Genomic DNA, 17858 nt, shown 5'->3' on the forward strand with positions numbered 1-17858 from the left:
TCTTGAAAACAAAATTAGTAAAAAAACGTACTTGTCAAGAACTTTTAAAAAAAATATTGGCTAATATATTACAATATTTATTATTTCCCTACTAATTTAATTGTTTTTAAAACGATAAAATAGTATAACCAGAAAGATGATAATTGCTTTTGACCCGAGCTATATTTCAAAACATATAGTTATAGGTCAATCCTGTCCTAAACAATACATTAAGAGATTGATAATCAACTTGTTTTAAAGAACAATCATCTTATTTTAAAGGTACTTATATTTTGCTCATTTTCAATAAGATACAACGGTTTTAAAAAAATGTTTAGGACAGTATTGATTCAAAATATAGAGATGAAGCTATGTGGTATATTTTTCCGGAATTAGCGTACGGATATGGTGGGGGATTTCTTCCGGTGGTGTGGTATTAACGGGGTATTGCTGCTGAACAAACGGAAGTATTTTTTCCCAAAAACGAGGAGGATGCGGCAAAGATGCTACCTGTATCGTTTTGATACCCAATAACTTCCCTCCCAAAATATCTGTAGGCCAAGTATCACCGATTAGAATTATCTGATTTTCAGAAAGTTCTAAGGTGTTTTTTCCTGTAATTATTCCTTTATGGGTTGGTTTTCGGGCATTATAGATTCCTGAAATGCCCCAAAAAGAGCACCAAAATGCAAAACGCTGTGCTCTTTTTCCATTGGAAACAAGGAACAACTTGATTCCCAATCGTTTAGCTTCTTGTAACCAGGAAGCTAAATGCGGCGTAAAGTATTTATCGTCTTCGGAAACCAAGGTGTTATCCATATCTAACAAAAGCCCCCGGATACCGGCTTGATAGCAGTCTGCCAGAGATAACGCAGTTAAATAGGGTAAAGAAGTGGGTATTTCACTCATGCAAGTAGTTCATTCAAAGCACTTTTGAGGGTAGAATAGTGAAAAATAAAGTTGTTTTTGAGCAAAACAGCCGGAGTTACCAATTGACCTTGTGTAACGAGCATAGAGGCTTCCCCTAATGCTAATTCAACCATAAATTCCGGAATGGTGATAAAAGTAGGTCTGTTTAATGCTGCGGCAAGTTGTTCTGAAAATTGTTTATTTGAGGTTGATTCTGGAGCTACAGCATTAACCGGCCCGGAAATAGCTTGATTTTGAATACAAAATTCCAATGCCGACAATACATCCAAAATATGAATCCAGGGAAAACCTTGTTTTCCGTTTCCCACTTGGCCGCCGGCATAGAGCTTAAAAGGTGTAAGTATTTTGGGAAATGCTCCGCCGTCTTTGGATAAAACAACGCCTAAGCGTAATAAAACAGTGCGAACGGATGCTTGTAGGGCTTCTTTTTCCCACAAAACGGCAGTATTTGCTAAAAAATCATTACCGGAAGGAGATTCTTCGGTCAGGATTCCTTCTTGATGTGTTCCGTAATAACCTACTGCTGAGGCAGATACAAAAACTGTTTGTGGATTTCCTGTTTTGGATAAAAACTCTACACAGGCTTTTGTTGCGTAAATGCGGCTTTGAATTATTTCTTCTTTGTAAGAGGCTGTCCAGCGGTGGTCTGCTAACGGAGCGCCAGCTAAGTTTACAACTGCATCAACCGGCTCTTCTAAGGGGATTTTTTTGCCGTCCCAAACAAGTGGTATCAAGTTGGTATTTGCTCCCGAAGTTCGTCGGCTGCGGCTAAGTAAAAACACCCGATGATTTGCCCGCAACAGCATCGGTATCCACACTGAACCGATTAAACCACTACCTCCGGTAATTAAAATATTCATTATTATTAAGATTTAACTTCGTTAAATATTTTGGTACAGTTGATTATACAATTCAACTCCTTTTTCTAAGCTAAAATAGTCTAAGGCTACTGCTCTTAACCTATCTGAATTAATATTTAGCAAGCCGGGAATTTGCGATACTGCGTGTTCATAAGAATTTGGAGAGAGTTCCGGCAATAATAAACCGCAAGGATAATTGGCAAACAAATAATCATGGTCTCCAACGTGAGCATTTGCAATAATTGCTTTGCCCATAGCCAATATTTCTCCCATTTTGGTAGCAGATGAGCCGATTTTGGAATACGCCGGTCGAATAAAAAATATACAAATATCGGCTTGCGCTATTTCAGTAGGGACTGCTGAACGCTCTGCCGATTTTATCAAAAAATGATCTCTCGAAAGTCCTATTTTATTGATTTTTTCTATGAGCAGAGAATGATTATCCGGTGTAATCCAGCGAAATTGAGCATTCGGATATTTTTTTAGTAAGTGCTTGAAAAACAGCAACATTTCGTCTGATAAATACCACGTTCCAATAGAACCCAGATACAAAATCGTTAATGGCTTAGGGGGAGTAGTATCATTTAAGGGAGGAGTAACGGGCGTAAACAGTTTCGTATCTACACAGCAAGGAATTACTTGAATGGGGGCAGCAGATGGTACTTGCCATGAGTCAATTTCCTGTTTAGCCGCATACGTTAAAACAACGGTTTGGGTGGCGTTTTGTATCCACTGTTTTTCTTTATTTTTAAACCAAGTATAGATAGTCGCATAAACGGGGTTTTTCAAGTTCCAGATATTTCCGTCTATGCGTTCATCAGCCCAAAAACCGCGCATATCAAATATCCAAGGTAATTTAAACTTTTGGGATAACTTTTCTCCTAAGTAAGCTGATAAATAACTTCTACAATGGATTAAGGTAACTTTTTCTTGCTGAATCAACCTTTTAGCTACCCGATACAGCCGAAACATATCATATACAGTAGAAAGCACAGGTGGTTTTTTAGTATAAGATACTGAATGCCAAATAATATTGTTTTTCTGAACAATATTATTGATAGTTGCATAGCGGCTTTTATAGTGGTCTTTCTTTTCGGCAGAAAGAATTAGTATTTTATGCCCTTTTGCTGACAAACCGGCCAGATAGGGCAGGATTTGGGATTGCCCCAAGGGGTCAGTTAGCCCATCATAAGAAATAAATAATGCAGTATGCTTATTAGACATTTGGGTAAAATTAATAATTTTTCCCTCTTTTAGGGCTTAATGTTAAATCATAGATAATAACTTTTTCCCGTAATGGTTTTTGTTTGCGGATATATATTTTTTGATTTTCCATGAATAGAACATTTTCATAGATATTATTGAGGCTCATGAGCCAGTATGGGTCAATTCGGTATTTTAAGGCTATATCTTCCACAGTTTCAAATTTACCGGCAACGTGAAATTTACCGGCTTTTTTAGGTACTAATCTGATTACTGTTCCGGATTCTGGCTCGTCGGTTTTGGCTAAATTGTTCCAGCGTCTTAGTCGTTTGATTTTTTTGTTATATTGAAAGGCTATGGAGGCTATGTCTTCGTATTGGCCAACGATAACATATTCTTTTCCATAAATGGGGTCATCTTGAAGTTTTTGAGTTATGTAGTTTTGTTGAATCGGTTTTGTTAATGACCGTTTATAGTCTTGTATTGTTTCTTCGGTGGATTTAGCCTCTTCGGGTTTTTCTACGACTGTGGGTGGGGGCTGCGGAAGTTCGTCTTTTATTTTCATGCTATAATTTCGCACAAAGTAATCTGAGCGATACGGTTCTAAGCTGAAAATAACGGGAAATAACTCCGGATGTGGGTCATATTGAAATTGATAGGGTTTATTGTGGTTTACTCGGTATAAGCTAAATGGTCTTTCGGCAGGTAAGTAGTTTTTAGAAATCCATTTATTATATGTTTTGAGTTCTTCAAAGTCAATATTATTTTTTTGGGCGATTTTTGTGATATTGCTTTCTCCTTGATTAGAAATGGGTTCTAACCAAATATTGGGGACTCCGTTAGCTCCTAAAAAAGGTTTATAGGCAATTTTGTGTGCGATGGCTTTTTGGGCATACCAATGTAAATCTTTCGTTAATTTTATTTTAGTAGCTCCGTAGTATGTTGCATTTACAAATGGAATAGCTCCATTGGCACCGGCGTAATAAGCGATAACAGCATAAACCCAGTTGTTGTATTTGTTATTTTTCTTTTTTAAGTATCTGGCAGCACCGACACTTGAGCGGAAGATGTGCTTTCTTTCATCTACAAATTCGTTTACATAAAGCCCTATTTCGGTGGCCGTCATTTCCTTAAATTGCCAAAAACCAACGGCATTGGACGAGGATACAGCATCGGCAATTAGGCTACTTTCTTGGATAACGATATATTTTAAGTCATCAGGAACATCTATCAGATGAAAAGCATATTCTACAAACGGCATATATAAGTCTGCCCGTTCGTTCATTTTGCGAAATGCTTCCTGATTTGATAAAATCTGGTTGACTAATTTCTGGATTTGGGCTTGTAGTTCTGGGGTAAGTTCTACTTCTATACCGCAATAAGTAATTTTAGTAGGCACTTGTGGTGTGTATAAACTATAACTTAGTGCTTTGAGTGGGCTGAAAGAAGCCCATACAACTAAAATATACAGAATGATGTATTTTTTTAAGGGCATAATATCTATAAAGGCTTACTCAATTCGCATTCCGAATATAGAAACGTCATCTAATTGTTCACGGTCATTTTTCCAATCTTTCCATTCCATATTTAGGATAGCGCGTTGGTGTGCCATACTTTCATGTTGAGAACGTAATATCAGTTCTTTTAATCTTTTGGTGGTGAAGCGTTTTTCTTCCGGGCCTCCGAGTTGATCCACAAATCCATCTGTATATAGATAGACGGTATCTCCGATTTTGAGCTGGATTTCATGATTGGTAAAGCGTCTTTCATCTTCGATTTGTTCACCGCCGATAGATCTTTTATCGGGTTTGATTTCAAAGACTTCAAAATCATGGTAATAGGTAAATGGCAAGTTAGCGCCGGCATATTCACAGAGGTGGGTTTCTGAATCATAGCAGAAGAGGGCTACGTCCATTCCATCCCGAGAGGTAGCGTCCTCCGAATCTTGTTTTAGGGTTGTGCGTACTCCGATGTGCAGGTGGTACAATATATCTGCTGGGCACGTAACCTGCCGTTGATTTACAATTTGGTTCAGGTAAATGTAGCCAATAAGTGTTAAGAAAGCACCGGGTACGCCGTGTCCGGTACCGTCTGCCAAAACGACTATTTTTTTATTTCCGTGAATACCAGCCCAATAGAAGTCTCCGCCTACGATGTCTCGTGGTTTAAAGGTAATGAAGTAGTTGCTGGATAGCTGCTCCATTAATTCTTTGGAGGGTAAAATATTTTGCTGTATTCGTTTTGCGTAGCGAATACTTTCCGTAATGCCTTTGGTTTTTTCTTCGATTTCTTCTTTTTGGCGGATAACTTCTTTGTTGGCTTCTTCTAACTGGCTGTAAGCGAGGCGGAGTTTATCCGTTAAGAGGCGTTCTTTTTGTTCTAATGCTAAGGCGACAGTGTCAGCAATAGAGCCGGCAAAACTTTGTTCATCAAGAGTCCATTTTCTAACTTGGCCTCGATGTTCAAAACTGATTACGCCCATAGATTTTCCTCCCTGCCAGATGGAAGCATCTAAAAATGAAGCTACACCGGATTCCCTAAAGAGTTGTAGCAGTTCTTGTGAGCGAGGGTCTGTTTCTATATCGTTTACAGCAAGGACTCTATCTTTCTCAATTATTTTGAAATAATTGGGAAAGATGCTTTTTTCGAGTACCATTCCTTCATTATGGGGGTGGTTTCCGTGCTGGCAAACTGCTTTGCAGCGGATTTTTTCTCCAATATCTTCAAATATCCATACCGAAACTCTATCTACATTTAGGGTTTCCATTCCTACTTTTGCTATCACTTGAAAGGCGACTTTAAGGTTTCCTTCTTTGATAGCAGGATTTGAGGTTAGGTCAAGTAGGGCTGCTTGTTGGCTGCGTAACCGAAATTCTTGCTGTTTTTGTGCCGTAATATCAAATAAAACGTTGATAGATTTGATGGGTTCTTGGTTCAGCCCCAGTACAGGTGTATTGGTTTCCAAGACCCAAAAGAAAACGCCGTCTTTGGTACGTTTTTCCATTTCGCCTCTCCAAATCTGACCTCTTAGGATGGTTTTCCACTGTTCTTGGTAGGTAGATTCCGGCTGGCGGCCCGATTTTAGGATAGTGTATCTTTTTCCAAGCAGTTCGTCTTTTGAAAAACCGGAAACATTTAATAAAGCATCGTTTACGTAGGTAATATTTCCTTCGAGGTCAGTTTCATAGACCATTGAGGCGTTATTAATGGCGTTTAGCTGCCCGGTAAGTTCTATTTGTGTTTTTTGGATTTCTTCTGAGTTTTCTACTAATAGCTCTTCTTGGGTTTGGGCAACCTCCAGCGCATTTCTAATTTGCTCTTCTTGTAGTTTTTGTTGGGTTATATCGAAGCCAACGCTGATGTATTTATGTGGTTTCCCATCTAAGCCCACTACGGGAGTAAGGGTTTGTTCTATCCAGATTATGTAGTTTTGGTGGCTGTAATGCTCCATTACTCCTTTCCAAACTTCACCTTGTTTTAGGGTAGCCCACATTTCATCAACTTTTCTGAGGTCGGTATTCGGATGATATAGGATGGTAATTTTTCTACCTAATATTTCTCTTCTGGTATATTGGTATAGCCGTAAGAAGGCTTCATTTACATAGGTAATAACTCCTTCTGTGTTGGTTTCACAAACGATTGCAGCATTATTTAGGGCTTCAATTTGCCCGCGAAGTTCTTGTTGGGTGCGGCGTACTTCTTCTGTGGTGGCTTCGATTTCCTCATTATTTTGGCGAAGTTCTACTTCCATAGCATGGGCTTCTTCCAAAGACATCCGGATTTCTTCTTCCAGAACCCTTCTATTTCCTTGTTCTAAGATTAATGAAACGATTTCTGCCGCAGAGGAGACGAAGTTTTGTTCGTCTAAAAACCACTCTCTGTTTGTTAATATATGTTCACAGAAAAGGTAGCCTACTACTTGGCCAGCTAAGTGAACAGGATGCAATACCATTGATTCTATTCTTGCCGGAGCTAAGTAAGAATCTCGTATTTCAAAAGTAATTGTATTTTGAAGTGCTTGGGTTAGAATTAATTGTTTATCTGAATCTAAGGCCGTAAAAAATGTTGGTGAAAAGTCCCGAAACATTTCGAATCCGGTGGAGTGTTGAAATCGTTGGCGTTCAAATAAATTCAGGCATTCTAAGCGGCTTCGTTCGTCTGAAAACAGCCAAATTCCGGAGCGTTCAATATCTAACGTAAAGACTATTGTTTCGGTAATGTAGTTTAAGGCATCATCAATATTCCCATCTTTAATGGTATTATTTTTGGAAAGTTCCTGAATTGCAGTATGTTGTTGGGTTAGGCGTAGCTCTAATTGTTTTTGGGTTTGTAAGGCTTCGTTTGCTAAACGAACTTGGTCTTGATACAAGGCTTTATCAGATTCTGCCTGCACCAATATGTGTTGTAGCTCTGTCAGTTTCTCTTCTAACTTTGGATTAGCCGTAACCGTAGTGGTTTGGGGTTGTTCGAGCTGGGGTATCGCATCAAGTTGCTGGCCAATTACCAAATATTTAACTATCTGATTAGCACGCTCTTTTACAGGTGCAAACGATAGTTGCATAGGAACGGTAGTTTGGGATTTATTGAGTAAAGTATAGAGCTCGGAAAAATATTCTCCGGTTTTCATCCGAGATAGAGCTTCGGTAAATTCTATTTCTCCCAATAAAATATTTAAGGATTTATTAGTAAGTTCGTTAGCTTGGTATTCAAGTAAGTTTTTAAGCCGTGTGTTGAAGGTGATAATATTGCCGGAAAGGTCTAACTCAACGTAGTAAATAGAATCTTGAATTGTATTGATAATGATTTGGTTCGTTTGAATACGTCTTTTTAGGTCTAATTCTGCGGCTATCGAAACACTTTGAGCCTGCTTATTATCTTCCTTTTGGTCGGCAAGTTCTTCCTCTAATTTATGTATTTGAGATTGAATTTGAAGGGCAATTTTTTTTAGGTTTTCGCTAATCGGTTCTTTTTCAATTGGTTCTTTTTTGTATAATTTTTGAAAAACGGTTCTACTTGCTAAATAATCATTTGTTAAGGTTTTGACCATTTCGCCTATTTCGTATAATTCTTTCGTAGATTTTGGGATAGCTAAATTTGCTTCTTTTTGGGTTGTTATGCCGGTTAAGTAGTTTTGAATGGCTTCTATATTGGGTTTTAGGCTTCGGGTAACGATCAAAAGGGTTATGATAATTAATGTAAGCAACAATATCATTAAAATTGCTATTCCGCCGGCAAGTATCCATTTTCCTTGTTCAAGGTTCTTTTCATGGCCTGCAACTCGTCTTTGTAACTCAGTAATAAGTTGTTGAGTTTGAACTTTTAAGTTTGAAGTATTAATCGTCAGTTGGTTTGAATATACATCATAGGCTTTAGTAACTATATTCGTATCTGTTTTTTCAACTATTTCTGGATTCAAGATAACTTTTATATCTTTCACATTTTCAACTACTTGCTTATATGAATCCTTTGTTTGCTTGAATAAGTTCAAGAGGTCTTGGGAATCCCAAATAAGGTTATTTTGGTCTAAGACAGTAAAAGTAGAGTCTATAAAGCGAGAACTCGAGTTGATTTGTTCTGGATAATGCTTAGCATCTTTTTGCAGAATGATAGATTTTGCATTAGCTTGTAATAAATCTATTTCGGGTGAAATTTGATTCAGCAGTTTTATAGCAGGATAGAGCCTTTGCTCTAAAGCTTGTTGGTGGATACTGGTATGATATTGGGTAAAGATAAATACGCCGGCTGGCAGTAAAGCCAGCACAATCATAAAAAATAATAATGTTAAAATCTTGCGCAGCATGATGTTATATCCAGATACAGCAAATAGGGTATAATCCGTACAAAGTTCTGTAAATGTAGGCGAAATAAGTAATATGTGGAAAAAAACATATTAGAATTTTAGGAGAGGGGAAAAACCTTAACTCTATCTACATGATAGAATTAAGGAAATAGTTAAAATTCTCTTTAGAAAAGTATTTTAACCAACACAAATTGCCGCCCCCGCGGAGAATAATAAGCTAATATGCCATTTTGGTTGCTGACCTGCTGAGATGCTGACCTGTAAAAAGTATTTTGTGCGTAAAATTCCTTAAAAAATGGCTTTGGTATAGAAACTTGCCCTTCCCAATTTACCGTTGCATAGTAAATATTGCTCCCTATCCCACGCTCATAATCTCTATAAAAAAAGTATATATTTTCTTCTCCGACCATGTCTGCGTAGGAAAGTTCTACCTTAGATTCCGCTGTTTGGCTTTTAGGGACTACCGAAGACCACTCAATATTACCGGAATCTGAAAGCGAAATCACCATAATATCGTCATAATGAAATAGTTCACGATTTACCCAAAATCCAGAAATATCTCTATATGACGTTATGGTATAAAAATATTGTTCTGCCATTAAAATCATTCCCCCGTCAGACCTAAGTATAAGATCATCCAAATAAAAGTCGGTTAGCTCTTTCTTCTTCTGAATCTGTCTATCAGTTAAATACTTCTTTAAAAAGCTGTTACTAAGTAATGTTGCGGTATTTTGTTCTATTTGGTTATCAGAATTGACTCGCACATAAAGCGTTCCTATAATGGAGTTATTGGAACGCATCGCAAATACTCCGCCCAAAAATACATTTTCTTGGGGGTCTGGCTTCATTATCAAATCAGTTACATAACGGTCGCCAAAACTTAATTTATTAGTCCAAACACTATCCTGATTAGGGTCATCAGCTAACCTATATCGGAAAAGTTTGTAAAAATAATCAGTTGGCGAATGTACTTTTGCCGAATTTGTATATTTTGATAAGATAAATATAGATGATTTATTGCCGGGTTTTATGGATACTACTTGCAAAAATTCCTCTGATAACTCTAAATTAATCTCTCTATAGCTAAATGAATCTGCCTTACTATCAAATAAATACGCTTGTATTCTAACTGGTTTCCAGTCTTCTATGGTTTGATTGTAACAAATAAGGCGTTTTCGGTTTAGAGAATATTCAAAAAGAATCGGATTTTTCTTAAATTGATTATATGAATACGTTTGGAGTAACGTGAATGGGCGAGTTAGTTGGCCGGTGATAGAATACTCACAATAAGATACCTGAACAGTATTATGCCTCGGTATTTCTGTTGCTATAAACACAAAAATCCGCTCTCCTATAACTGCTAAGTAAAAGATATTCGTATTTAAGTCTTTTTCTAACAACTGCTTAGACCAAACGCGCTTTAAATTTTCATCGTACTTAAAAATCCCCCAATAACGCTCTGAGGCTCTGCTCATCGGGCTAACGGTAACTAATCCTTTATCAACAGAGGAATATTCAAACCAACGAGGGATTGGTTCTGTCTTATCTAAGGTTAAAACGGCAGCAATCTGTTGAGCCGATAAAGTATCAGCAAAAAACAACCAACTGACAACTACGAATACACAATACCGCAGCCAACTTAATAGGCTAATGGTAGTAACAGTTATCGAAGTTTTTCGTCGTTTCATTCATACGTAACTATTTGGAGGAAAACTTCTTATTTATCAGCTTCACCCATCACAGGATCTATAGATCCAATTAGCACAACGGTATCAGCGACCATAGCCCCTTCCATCATACGTTCCAAAACTTGAAGATTGGTAAATGACGGTGAGTTCATCTTAATGCGCCAAGGAGACCCTGTGCCGTCTGAACGTATCCAGAATCCGAGTTCACCTTTGGGTGCCTCTATCGCATGATAAGCAGATACACCCGGCGGCGGGCACACACCCACGTCAGTCATCATAAAATCATGGATTAAGGCCTCCATAGAATAATACACTTCGTTCTTTGACGGAAATGTTTGCTTTGCATTATCTACACGAATATCACCCTTCGGTAATTTATCCAAACACTGATCTATCAGATTAACGCTTTGGTCCATCTCGTCAAAGCGAACTAAATATCGCGCTAAACAGTCGCCTTCGGTGCGAACAGGTATTGCAAAATCTAATTCATTGTAAACCAAGTAAGGTTCATTAATTCTTAGGTCAAATGGCACACCACTGGCTCTAAGGCACGGGCCGGTAAACCCAAAACCGATAGCTTCTTCTTTAGTAACGATACCAACATCTTTCACCCTATTTATCAGGATTGCATTTTTATTAAGAAACTTACGCCAATCGCTTAATTCTTTGCGGAAGTTTTTGGTAAAATTCCGAATCATTGCGATGGTTTCATCACTAATATCAAATTGGATACCGCCGATTCTGCAATGGCTTACCGTGAATCGAACTCCGGCTAACTTATCAAATATTGTATAGATATTTTCGCGTTCCCGAAAGGAATACAAAAACATCGTTAGCGCACCTGCGTCCATCACCATTGTACCAATCCACAGCAAATGGGCAGAGATTCTGGCAAGCTCACAAGCTAAGGTACGGATATATTGTGCCCGAGGAGGAGCCTCTATCCCCGCAATTTTTTCTACAGCTAAGCAAAAAGCTACGTTATTAGAATACGGAGAAAGATAGTCTATGCGGTCAGTATAAGGCATAAACTCTTGAAAAGTCTTATATTCTGCTAACTTTTCAATACCTCTATGTAAATATCCTAAATCTAAAACACACTTTGCTATAGATTCTCCCTCTAATTTTGTAACGACCCGTAGCACCCCGTGTGTAGCCGGATGCTGCGGCCCAATATTCAGAATCATTTGGGTACCCAACGGATCACTTTCATCAAACTCTACATGAGAATGCTTGGTTACTAATCGCTTATATATCGCCTCTTGATGCTTAGGAAAAAATTCCGGAGAAACTTTTTCCCGAAACTTGAATACGGGTTCACTCATATTTATCTCAGACTGCCGAAACGCAACAAAGGTATGAACAAATTGCTTTGTTGAAAAAACTTTTTAAGACAAAAAAATCAAACTACTTGATAATTCGTAATATCAATTCAGTATTGATTGATGTTATTAATCGCTGATTTTAGTAGTCAAAATCATGTTGAAATGATCCTGCTTTGGATAGTTTTTTCTTTTTCAGGGTATTTTTTTGTTGGTTACGCTTATCTGTTATTCTGGAGACTACTGCGTGCCTGTCTATTTTGAAAAACGATACTACTCCTTTGAGCATTTCTGCTTGGCTTGATAGTTCTTCGCTGTTGGTGCTCATTTCTTCGGCAGCTACCGAGTTTTGTTGCACTACCAAAGATAGCTGTTCTATTGCCTTTAGTATCTGTGTAGAGCCCAAGCTTTGCTGGTTGCTGGCTGCCGTTATTTCCTGTACCAATAAGGCTGTTTTTTGGACGTTCGGGATAATTGCCTGCATGAGTCGCCCGGTTTCTTCGGCTACTTCTAAGCTGGTCTTAGATAGTTCGTTAATATCTTTGGCTGAGCGTTGGCTTATTTCTGCCAGTTTGCGTACTTCGGCTGCTACTACGGCAAATCCTTTGCCGTGCTCGCCTGCCCGAGCTGCTTCTATCGCCGCATTGATAGCCAAAATATCCGTCTTCTCTGCTATGTCGTTGATAATGCTGATCTTCGATACAATATCCCGTATCGCTACGATGCTGTTTTCGGTAGAGGAGCTTACGCTAACGATGCCTTGTGCTGTCTCCTTAGCGATATGTTCTGTCTCCCGTGCATTATCGCTATTGCGCTGAATAGCTGTGGTGATTTCCTCTATTGAACCCGTTATTTCTTCTGTAGCCGTAGCCTGTTCCGTAGCTCCTTGGGCTATCTCTAAGGACGTGCTGCTAATCTCCTGGCTACCCGTAGTTACATATTCCGCAGCATCATAAATCTGAACCGCTATCTCGTTGAGTTTCTGAGCCATATCGTTCAAGGATATTAATAGTTCATCGGCTTCTGAACGGGGGCGTATGTTGATAACGACTTCGCCTTGTGCTATCCGCTTCGTGTTTTCTAATACCGAAATGTTGGCGTTGATAATCTGGTTCATAGCTTCGGCTGTCTCTAACCATATTCCGGCATAGCCGGCAGTGGCCATCTTCTGGTTTAGATCGCCTACTGAAAGCCGTTGTAATATTGTCAAGATCTCCCGCAAAGGCTTCATCGTAGCACGGGCAGCCGCATTTAAGCCCACAACAATGTCCCGATAAGCTCCCTCAAATTCCTTCTCATTGGCATTAAACTCATCTACTTTACCTACTTGCGTCTTGTCTATGTATAAACTTACCGAATCTACAATCCCCTCCACTTTCTTCCGAATCGTGAAAAACGAATCTATAACCTCCCCTATCTCGTCTTTCTCATTGGATTTCAAATCATCTATATTCAAATTTCCGGAAGCAATTCGGCTGGATATGGTCATAGCCCGCCTTACATTACTGTTTATACTCGTGATAATCTGGTAGGATAACGTACCCAAAACACCCCCAGAAAGGAGTATCAAAATGATATAGATAACTAAAGCATCTTGGTAGTTTTTTTCGGATTCCTTCTGTATCGCAGCAGAGACATCTAAATGATACTTTGTTAGCTCCGCCAAATCTTCAAGTAAAGGATTGAGTGTTTGAAAGAGGCGGGTATTAATGATGTCATCCAGTTTTGCTATGCTGGCGGTATCTTTTCCTCCTTGCAGTAAAGTTCGGGTTTCATCACGTAAGGACACCCATTTTTCCCGCTGCTCAAGGTATTTATTCGCAAGAGGTTTTTCTCCCTCATCCTTAGGGATTGCTTTATAGAGGTTTATATTTTCAATCGCTATGGAGTTCAACTCCCCCAACTTATCGGCAGCTTGTTGCCATGGAATCAATCCCTTCTGGGCTTTATTAACCGCATCTAAGGCATAAAAGTATGTGTCAGAAAGCTTTTTCAGATATACGATGGGCGTTACGTGGTTGGTATAAATAGTTTGGATGTATTTATCCTCTTTGTTAATCCCATACGAGCCATAAATGCCGATAATCAGCGTAACCGAGATGGCAAACGCAGCCAAAATACTGAGCTTGGTAGAAATCTTTAAATTCTTCATAATATTCTTATTGTTAATGGTTTAGTAGTTTTAATGTTGTGTTTGTTCTTCCGTAGGTTGAATTTCTTGTACTACGGCGAGGTCTTTGGCTGAAAATACTTTATCTATATTCAGCATCAGAATGAAGGTTTCGTCTTTGCGGACTGCTCCTTGGATAAACGTTACGTTGTAGCTCAGCCCGAGTTCCGGGACCGGCTTTATTTCTTCCGAAGAAATGTCTATGACACCCTGTACGGCATCGGCAGTAGCTGCTATGGTCAGCTTAGGGATGGTATTGGTCTCAAAAACAATTACAATGTGCTTATCTTCCGGGCTGGCCGGCAGGGAAAATTTGCACCGGGTATCTACAACAGGCAGTATCTCGCCCCGAAAATTGATAATCCCCAAAATATGCTCCGGAGTCCGAGGTATCTTCGTAACAGGCTGCTTCTGAAATACTTCCAGAACATTGGAAACCGACACAGCAAAACACTCTTCCCCTAAAACAAAAGTTAAATAGGTATCCATATATTATTTAGTTTGGTGTAATCAAATTGATGAGCTTCCCTGTATCTATTAGCAGGGCTATCCCGCCATTACCCAAAATACTGGCTCCAGATATAAAATCTATCTCATGAAATAAGATGCCAATAGGCTTAATGACAGCCTGATACTCGCCAATAATCTCATCCGCAATGACCGCAAAACGCCGCCCATACTTGTTGATAACAATGACTTTCTGCTTCTCTAATCCTTGTTCTTGCGTCTGAAAGACTTCATGAAGATACACATAGGGAATCAGATCGCCCTGAAACGGCAAATGTTTATTCTGTCTATTCAAAAAATGAACCGTGCTCGTAAGCTCACAACTCTCAATATCCTCTATCGGAATAGCATACTTTGCCGAAGCTGACTGGATTAAAAGCGTATCAATAATCGAAATGGTCTGCTGAAGTTTTAATGTAAACGAAGTGCCTAAGCCGTATTCTGAGGTAATAAATATTTCTCCCCGTAAATCCCGCAGTTTACGCCGCACTATATCCATGCCGATACCCCTACCCGATACCAACGAAACTTGTTCACTCGTAGAAAAACCCGGCTCAAACAGCAAATCATAAATCTCTTTATCATTCAATATCTGCGTACTGCTAATCAAATCGCGCTCAATAGCCCGCGTTAATACCGCTTCCCTGTTGATGCCGCGCCCGTCATCAGATACCTGAATAAAAACAAAACTACCGGATTTATAGGCAAAAAACTTCACAATGCCCGTAGAACCCTTGCCAACCTTAACACGCTCTTCCGGAAACTCTATACCATGATCTATACAGTTCCGTAACAAATGAACCAATGGCTCCCATAATGCCTCTACTATGTTCTTATCTAACTCTGTATCTTCGCCGGATACCTCAAATATAACCTCCTTCCCCAATTGCTTCGCCAAATCCCGAACCAACCGACGAAAACGACCTACTACCTCATGCAAAGATACTAACCTTATATTCAACGCATTATCCCGAAACTGCTTCGATAACTTGTCTATCTTCTCCGTAGCCTCCGCTATCCGAATAATCTCCTGATTCTCTACCGACGTTATCAACTCCGACTTCGCCGTTACCAACTCACTGACTAAGTATATCAACGTGTCTATCTTCGCAGACTCTACCGATATCTTAGACGATATTTGTTTTAAAGCCTGACCATCCGTAAGATTATGCTCTACCGGTGAACCCAAAATATCTACCGAAGTATCACCGCCCGGTAAAATCACCAAAGGACTATCCTCTTCCTGAGAAGCCTGAGCACCGGATGCAAGTTCTATCGTACAATAATCTAATATGAAAAATAAGGCATCTTCAATAGCACCAAGCCCACTATCCGTATTCAACTCTATAACCCACACAAAATCACCCGATTCTGAACGCTTACTGCATACTGCCGCCTCACCTAAACAAAATAACGCGCCCAAGCTCTCCGACAAATTTATGTTCCGAGATGATATACTCGAATCCGGCTTGAAACTAATACGCCATACCTGAAACCCAGTTCCCTCTAATGAAGAAGATACCGCTTCAAGGCCATTCCCTGAATCTGTACCTAAACCAACACTATGCAATAACTGGTTGAGCTTATGCTGCAATACCTGATAATCATGATTATCCCCAAAGCCCAACGAAGCATCATGCGTAAATGACCAACGAAAATAATCCGATACCTCAAACGTCAATTGAATAGCCTCTGCATTCAAGCTATGTGTTCCCGATTCCACAGCACCATAAAACGTCTCTAAATCATGGGATAACTTAACTACATCCGAAAAACCATACATCCCGCTACTCCCTTTAATGGTGTGCATCACCCGAAAAATATCCCGAACACTCTCTAAGTCCCCGCGCCCCTCTTCCAACAACACCAACGATAACTCTAAACGACTTAGCAAATCCAAAGACTCCGAAACATAATGTTCCTTATATTGTAGAATATCCATATCCCTAAACAATACTTAAAGCACGCTTACTCAGCTCCACCAACTTGTCTGTAACAAAGGGCTTCTGAATCCAAGCCGTTACCCCCTTTCGACGTGCCCGCTCTCTAATATCCTCACGCTTCTCCGTAGATAAAATAAAAATAGGCGTATGAACACGTGTAGGTATCTTCTTGACCTCCTCCATAAACTCTATCCCATTCATTACCGGCATATTATAATCCGTAATCACCAAATCTATCTGAATATTCGAATTCAAATACTTCAACGCCTCTATCGCCGTAGTACTCTTAAGTACACTAAAACCACGCTGCTCCAACGTAATACCCGTTACAAATAACGTATTCTCAAAATCATCCAACAACAAAATAATCTTCTTCATAATTACCAAAAATTACCGACTCAACAAATAAAAAGATAAAATTATATTATCATTCAATTCAATTCAATTCAATTCAATTCAATTCAATTCAATTCAATAAATTGTTACTGATTTGCAAATATAAAAAAGAAATTATAGTTTTTTTAAAAAAAAATAGATATTTATGTATTTTTTATACGTATTTATATTGATCTACAAATAGTTTAACTACTGATACAACTACATAATACAACTACTACAATCTGAATAAATAAACTATAACTCTAATAACTAAGTACACGACAAAAATTTTAAATAGTTAATATTTAGGTTGTTATAATTTAATATAAGTATTCGAGTTCATACTGAAAAGACTGATATAGCTTTACGGCCATGTTTTTTGATTTTTATAGGGTTAATTTCTGAGTCTACAAAATCTCTGATTTTATAGCACCAAACAAAAGCAGCCATAACCAACAGTATCAGTTTTTCTAATCTCTCCAAGTGGGTAACGTGGGTATCTTCTAAGTTAAAATCACTTGATTTCAGTCCCCGAAAAAGGATTTTAATCTGCCATCTTTACTTGTATTTTTCACAGATTCTTCAGGTTTATTGAACGAAACTATAATGTAATACTCTTATTTTCAGATATTTACAACTTTCATCCCCGACAAATAACAACATTCTCCCTGCATTTTCAGGATTCCGTGGCAGTACTATGCAGTCTTTGCTGAAGCATTCGATGAAATCTTTTATCAAAGCAATTCTCTCCGAAGTGTATGAATTTTATTTTTTGTTTAACATCTTGAACCTCAATAGAAAAGCTACGTTTTTTATAGCTTACCCCCCAACATCAGAATGTTGATGTTTTTTTCTTCCAATTTCCAATTTGTTCTATCCAGTACTAAGACGAGTGAATCTTTTTGAGGTAAGAGTTTAAAAATAAGTTGAGAAATCCACTGCATCGGTAATTCTGCCTTGGCTATAAATCGCTGAATACGTCTGTAATTACTTGAAGAGGCAATCTTAGGAGAAAAATCCGGCGGAGAGTTTAGCAAAATTTACAGCCCAAACTTTAGATAATTAGCTGATAAACAAG

Annotated in this window: 12 protein-coding genes; all 12 read right to left on the reverse strand. The window is 38.7% G+C overall.

Going from position 1 to position 17858, the window contains the following annotated elements:
• Positions 1-348: 348 nt before the first annotated feature.
• Positions 349-888 (reverse strand): YqeG family HAD IIIA-type phosphatase, encoded by a 540-nt coding sequence (locus tag LC115_04040; GenBank protein ID MCZ2355851.1) that lies wholly within the window; start codon positions 886-888, stop codon positions 349-351.
• A complete protein-coding gene (locus LC115_04045; GenBank protein ID MCZ2355852.1) occupies positions 885-1769 on the reverse strand; it encodes a TIGR01777 family oxidoreductase in 885 nt (294 codons plus the stop codon). Before LC115_04045 ends, LC115_04040 begins: the two co-directional genes overlap by 4 nt.
• A 21-nt stretch (positions 1770-1790) precedes the next feature.
• Positions 1791-2993, reverse strand: coding sequence for a glycosyltransferase (locus LC115_04050; GenBank protein MCZ2355853.1), 1203 nt, complete (start codon positions 2991-2993; stop codon positions 1791-1793).
• 10 nt (positions 2994-3003) lie between these two features.
• Positions 3004-4467 (reverse strand): transglycosylase SLT domain-containing protein, encoded by a 1464-nt coding sequence (locus LC115_04055; protein MCZ2355854.1) that lies wholly within the window; start codon positions 4465-4467, stop codon positions 3004-3006.
• A 15-nt stretch (positions 4468-4482) separates the two neighbouring features.
• A complete protein-coding gene (locus LC115_04060) occupies positions 4483-8772 on the reverse strand; it encodes a PAS domain-containing protein (protein MCZ2355855.1) in 4290 nt (1429 codons plus the stop codon).
• Positions 8773-8936: 164 nt separating this feature from the next.
• On the reverse strand, positions 8937-10460 hold the full coding sequence (locus tag LC115_04065; protein ID MCZ2355856.1) for a hypothetical protein: 1524 nt from the start codon (positions 10458-10460) through the stop codon (positions 8937-8939).
• Between the two features lie 29 nt (positions 10461-10489).
• Positions 10490-11785 (reverse strand): NADH-quinone oxidoreductase subunit D, encoded by a 1296-nt coding sequence (locus LC115_04070; protein MCZ2355857.1) that lies wholly within the window; start codon positions 11783-11785, stop codon positions 10490-10492.
• Between the two features lie 139 nt (positions 11786-11924).
• The gene (locus LC115_04075) at positions 11925-13934 is read right to left on the reverse strand and encodes a methyl-accepting chemotaxis protein (protein ID MCZ2355858.1); all 2010 of its coding nucleotides are present in this window, start codon (positions 13932-13934) and stop codon (positions 11925-11927) included.
• Between the two features lie 30 nt (positions 13935-13964).
• Complete coding sequence (locus tag LC115_04080) at positions 13965-14441, reverse strand: chemotaxis protein CheW (protein MCZ2355859.1); 477 nt, start codon at positions 14439-14441, stop codon at positions 13965-13967.
• Between the two features lie 7 nt (positions 14442-14448).
• Positions 14449-16401, reverse strand: coding sequence for a chemotaxis protein CheA (locus tag LC115_04085; GenBank protein MCZ2355860.1), 1953 nt, complete (start codon positions 16399-16401; stop codon positions 14449-14451).
• A 4-nt stretch (positions 16402-16405) separates the two neighbouring features.
• Complete coding sequence (locus LC115_04090; protein ID MCZ2355861.1) at positions 16406-16780, reverse strand: response regulator; 375 nt, start codon at positions 16778-16780, stop codon at positions 16406-16408.
• Between the two features lie 812 nt (positions 16781-17592).
• Positions 17593-17817 (reverse strand): hypothetical protein, encoded by a 225-nt coding sequence (locus LC115_04095; GenBank protein MCZ2355862.1) that lies wholly within the window; start codon positions 17815-17817, stop codon positions 17593-17595.
• Between the last annotated feature and the right edge of the window lie 41 nt (positions 17818-17858).

The sequence above is a fragment of the Bacteroidia bacterium genome (assembly GCA_026932145.1).
In the GTDB taxonomy this organism is placed as follows: Bacteria; Bacteroidota; Bacteroidia; order J057; family JAIXKT01; genus JAIXKT01.